This is a genomic window from Lentiprolixibacter sp. (assembly GCF_982873095.1).
Map to the genome: position 1 here is coordinate 6,029 of NZ_CEYNTP010000081.1, position 4,351 is coordinate 10,379.

The 4,351-nt window shown below is 47.0% G+C and carries 4 protein-coding genes; all 4 read right to left on the reverse strand.

The window, feature by feature from the left end:
- Nucleotides 1–173: 173 nt before the first annotated feature.
- The gene (locus tag AC4E7D_RS06655) at nt 174–965 is read right to left on the reverse strand and encodes a (Fe-S)-binding protein (protein ID WP_490173029.1); all 792 of its coding nucleotides are present in this window, start codon (nt 963–965) and stop codon (nt 174–176) included.
- 25 nt (nt 966–990) lie between these two features.
- Nucleotides 991–2,313 (reverse strand): 4Fe-4S dicluster domain-containing protein, encoded by a 1,323-nt coding sequence (locus AC4E7D_RS06660; RefSeq protein WP_490173030.1) that lies wholly within the window; start codon nt 2,311–2,313, stop codon nt 991–993.
- Nucleotides 2,314–3,282, reverse strand: coding sequence for an MlaD family protein (locus tag AC4E7D_RS06665; RefSeq protein WP_490173031.1), 969 nt, complete (start codon nt 3,280–3,282; stop codon nt 2,314–2,316).
- A 56-nt stretch (nt 3,283–3,338) separates the two neighbouring features.
- The coding region (locus tag AC4E7D_RS06670; RefSeq protein ID WP_490173032.1) for an N-acetylmuramoyl-L-alanine amidase family protein at nt 3,339–4,351 on the reverse strand (1,013 nt) is incomplete at its 5' end.

Consider the following 4,351-nt stretch of genomic DNA (forward strand, 5'->3'; position numbering starts at 1 on the left):
GGGTTTTGCCATGGGCCGTCCATTGTTCAATAAAAGTTTTCAAATAGTCCTTAACTTCTTCCTGTTCGCTTTCTGTAAAGGGGCGATTGGCCTGGTATATCCAAATCCTTGCGGTATCCGGTAAGTCTTTAAAATCTACAAACATCGGTTTGGGAGTCGTTAATAATGAAGATTTAAAGGTCGTCTGCTTCGGCGATCAGCTCGGCTATGTCTTTTACGGCAATCCGGGTTTCCTGCTCTTTATTCTTGATCCCATCGGTCATCATGGTATTGCAGAAGGGGCATGCCGCGGCTATGATATCGGGTTGTGTTTCCAGCGCCTCCTCTGTGCGGGCGATATTAACCTCCTTGTCGCCTTTTTCCGCATCTTTGAACATCTGGGCCCCACCAGCACCACAACATAAACCTCTTTTGCGACAGTTTTTCATTTCTACCAGTTCTGCATCCAGTTTCTGAATGAGTTCTCTGGGGGCTTCATAGATATTGTTGGCCCTCCCCAGGTAACAGGGATCGTGATAGGTAATGCGCTTTCCTTTGAAGGTACCCCCTTCTAAGGTAAGCCGGCCAGATTGGAGTAATTCGTTAATGAGCTGGGTATGGTGAATAACTTCGTATTCCCCTCCAAGACCGGGATATTCATTTTTAAGGGTATTAAAGCAATGCGGACAGGTAGTCACAATCTTCCTGATCCCGTAGGCGTTCATCACCTCGATATTCGTTACTGCCTGCATCTGGAAAAGGAATTCGTTCCCGGATCGTTTTGCCGGATCCCCGGTACAGCTCTCTTCGGTTCCCAAGACTGCAAAATCAATACCCGCCCTATTGAGGATCTTTACAAATGCCTTGGTGATTTTTTTTGCCCTATCGTCAAAACTCCCGGCGCAGCCCACCCAGAAGAGGATTTCCGGTTGCTTTCCCTCAGCAAAAAGTGAGGCCATGGTAGGGACTTGTATTCCTTCGCTCATTTTTCAGTACTATTGGTTCCCTGGATCATTCATTTACCCAGTTGAGGCGGTCCATCTGGTTAAAAGGCCACGGTGCCCCGTTATTTTCTACATTACTCATCATGGCATTAAGTTCTGCAGGTGCGGCAGACTGTTCCATAACGAGGTATTGCCTCATGTCCATTATGATGGATAAGGGGTCTATGCTCACCGGACATGCCTCTACACAGGCATTGCAAGAGGTACAGGCCCACAATTCCTCCCGGGTGATATAATCGTCCAAAAGTTGCTTGCCATCTGCCTTGAATTCGCCTCCATTGGCATCCATATTTTTACCCACCTCTTCCAGTCGGTCGCGGGTATCCATCATGATCTTACGTGGCGAAAGTTTCTTGCCCGTCTGATTGGCCGGACATTCACTGGTGCATCGCCCACATTCCGTACAGGTATAGGCGCTCATCAACTGCGTCCACTTCAGGTCCATTACGTCTGAGGCCCCAAACTTCTCAGGTGCCGGTGCATCTTCAGGGGGTGCGGCAAAGGGATCAGCATTGGGATCCATCATCAGCCGCACTTCACGGGTCACTGAATCCAAGTTATCAAACTGACCTTTAGGGCGTAATCTCCCGTAAAACGTGTTGGGAAACGCCAGGAGAATGTGCAGGTGCTTGGAATAATAGAGGTAATTCAGGAACACGAGTATCCCCACGATATGCAGCCACCAGGCCGCCCGTTCTATCATAATTAGACCAGCCACATCCATCCCATCAAATAAGGGCATCAGGTACTGACTCACCGGAAATGCCCCGGCCTGTGCGTACCCTTCGGCCCCTAACGCCTGCAACTGTGCGTCAGAAGCATTCATAGTGAGGAAAAGGAACATAAGTACCAGCTCGATATAAAGGATCATGTCTGCGTCCCGTTTGGGCCAGCCTTTCATTTCAGGTTTGATAAACCTTTGGAGCCTAATAATATTCCTTCGTATCCAGAAGACCACCACGGCCACGATGACCAGCAAGGCGAGGATTTCGAAGGCCCCTATAAGAAAATCGTATACCGGACCGACGCCGGCAAAGATCCGGTGGGTGCCTAATATGCCATCTATAATGATCTCTAACACCTCAATGTTGATGATCACAAAACCCACATATACAATGATGTGCATGATCCCTGAAACCGGACGAACAACCATCTTGGATTGCCCAAGTGCAATCATGGCCATGTTTTTCCAGCGTTGGGCGTTGTCTTGCTCCAGATTGGGCTCCTTTCCCAGTTTGATATTGCGCACAAGGCGAAGCACATTCCTGCGAAAAAAAGCGATACTTCCAATTAGGACAAGGACAAAAGCTATATTAGGCAAGTATTCCATCTACTCGTTTTTGCTTTTCTCAGCCGGATCATTTTCCGGAAGGGTATACTCTTTTTGTTTCTTGCCGAAGACAGAAACATTCACATAACGCTTGGGGTTCAGTCTGAAATCCTGCAGTAAAAGGTCAAGCTCTCTGCTGGCCTCAGTTAGGTTCTTGTACAAAGCATCATCATTCATAAACTTGCCTAAAGAGCCTTCTCCCTTTTCTATTTTAGCCAAAACCCCATTCAGGTTTTTCAGTGTAGCCTCAAGATTCTTTACGGTTTGCGCCACACCAGCGTTGGTAAGTGAATCAGATAATTGTGCAAAGTTTGCAGTGACCTGGTTAATGTTGGTGATCGAGCTATCCAACTGCCCTTTGTTCTCCGCTAAAAGGGAATTCAGGGTCCTTGCGCTTTGTTGAAAATCCTGCACCATACCATTTAGCCCCTGAATGCTCTCCCTTAGGCTCTGTTTGGTATCGGTATCCAGAACTTCGTTGATATTCATCAATAAACTATCCGCATGGGAAACCGCCCCTTCTACCTTTAGTTGCAGGGGGGTAAGTTTTTGCTGTACAAGTTCTGTTATTCCGGGTCGGGTATTGGATTGCAGCGTATCCCCGCTTTTCGCCATAGGGGCTCCATCAAAGACCGGAATAATCTGAATGCCTTTACCCCCAATGATCCCGGTATCAAAGAGCTGGGCGCTACTGTTCCTGGAAAATTCAAAGGAATCATCTACCGAAAAGGTAACCAGTAATTTCCCGGAGTCATCATAGAATTCAATGTTGTTGACACTGCCCACCGAAAACCCGTTTATGGTCACCTGGGTGCCCACCTGTAAACCGCCTACATGGTCGTAGATGGCGTAGAAGGTTTTGCTGCTGTCGAACAGTGGGGAGGATTTGAGGTAAGTGAACCCCAGGACAAAGAGGAGGATCCCACCAATTACGATAATCCCCGTTTTAATTTCCCTGGATAGTTTCAAGAAGTGCGTTTTTGGTTGCCTAACAAAATTAGAAATATTTTTCGAAGACAGGCAACTTATTCGGGTGCGTCTTGCAAGGCTTCACTCAGCGGGATACGAACCCCATCTTTATAGGCCACAATAAAGGAAGAGGTATAGCCTTTGGCATCTGCATTGGACTTAAATAGTTGGGCCTGAAAGTAGGAACTGGTATTGCCGTAAAAGTAGCGATACATGTTTTTATACGGTTCCTTAGACAAGGCATTCAAGCCCTTGAAATCCTCAGAACGCAAGGGCAGATCCTTTGAGCTGGCCATCAACTGTACTTTAAAGACAATATTTTCCTTCTCTACTAATTTCCTTTGAGTTTCAACCTTATCCTTTTCTTTCACCACTTCCACATTTTCCTTGTCTTTCACTTCATCCTTAGCAGTATCAGGAACGTCTACCTGTGTGGGTGTTTTTAGTTCCTTATCGGTAGGATTAGGGTCCTGGACTCCCTTCTCAGTCTCTTTTTGAGGTTCATTACTGGCTACCTCCTCAACAGGCGCTTCTTCTTTGATTGGTGGAGGGGTCATCTGGGGCTGTTCCGGTATCTGGGCCTCAGAATAGGTGTATTGTAGTGCCTCCTTGTAGTTAAGGATAGCTTCCGCTATGGCTTTCCCCATTTCTGCCTGTCCCCGTCGGGAATTCAGGTAACTGCCTTCGTTTTTGTTAGTCAAAAAACCAGACTCTATAAGGACACTAGGCATAAAGGTCTGGTGCAAAACGATAAAGCCTGCCTGTTTCACTTTGCGGTCGTTGCGCTTCAGTTTTTTGGAAAATTTCTCCTGCATTATCTTGGCCAGCATAATGCTCTGATCCAGGAACTCTTCCTGCATAATGGTCAAACCAATGATGGATTCGGGGGAATTGATATCGTATTCGGCGTAGCGCGATTCATAGTTGTCCTCGAGATAGATCACCGAGTTTTCCTTTTTTGCTATTTCGAAGTTCTGTTTATTCGCGTGAAGGCCCAGCACAAAGGTCCCAGCACCATGGGCGTCTGAATTGTGTGAATCACAATGGACGGAGACAAACAGGTCGGCTT

Coding starts and splice junctions, on each gene's coding strand:
- AC4E7D_RS06655 (WP_490173029.1), bottom strand. CDS start 965: ATGAGCGAAGGAATACAAGTCCCTACCATGGCCTCACTTTTTGCTGAG.
- AC4E7D_RS06660 (WP_490173030.1), bottom strand. CDS start 2,313: ATGGAATACTTGCCTAATATAGCTTTTGTCCTTGTCCTAATTGGAAGT.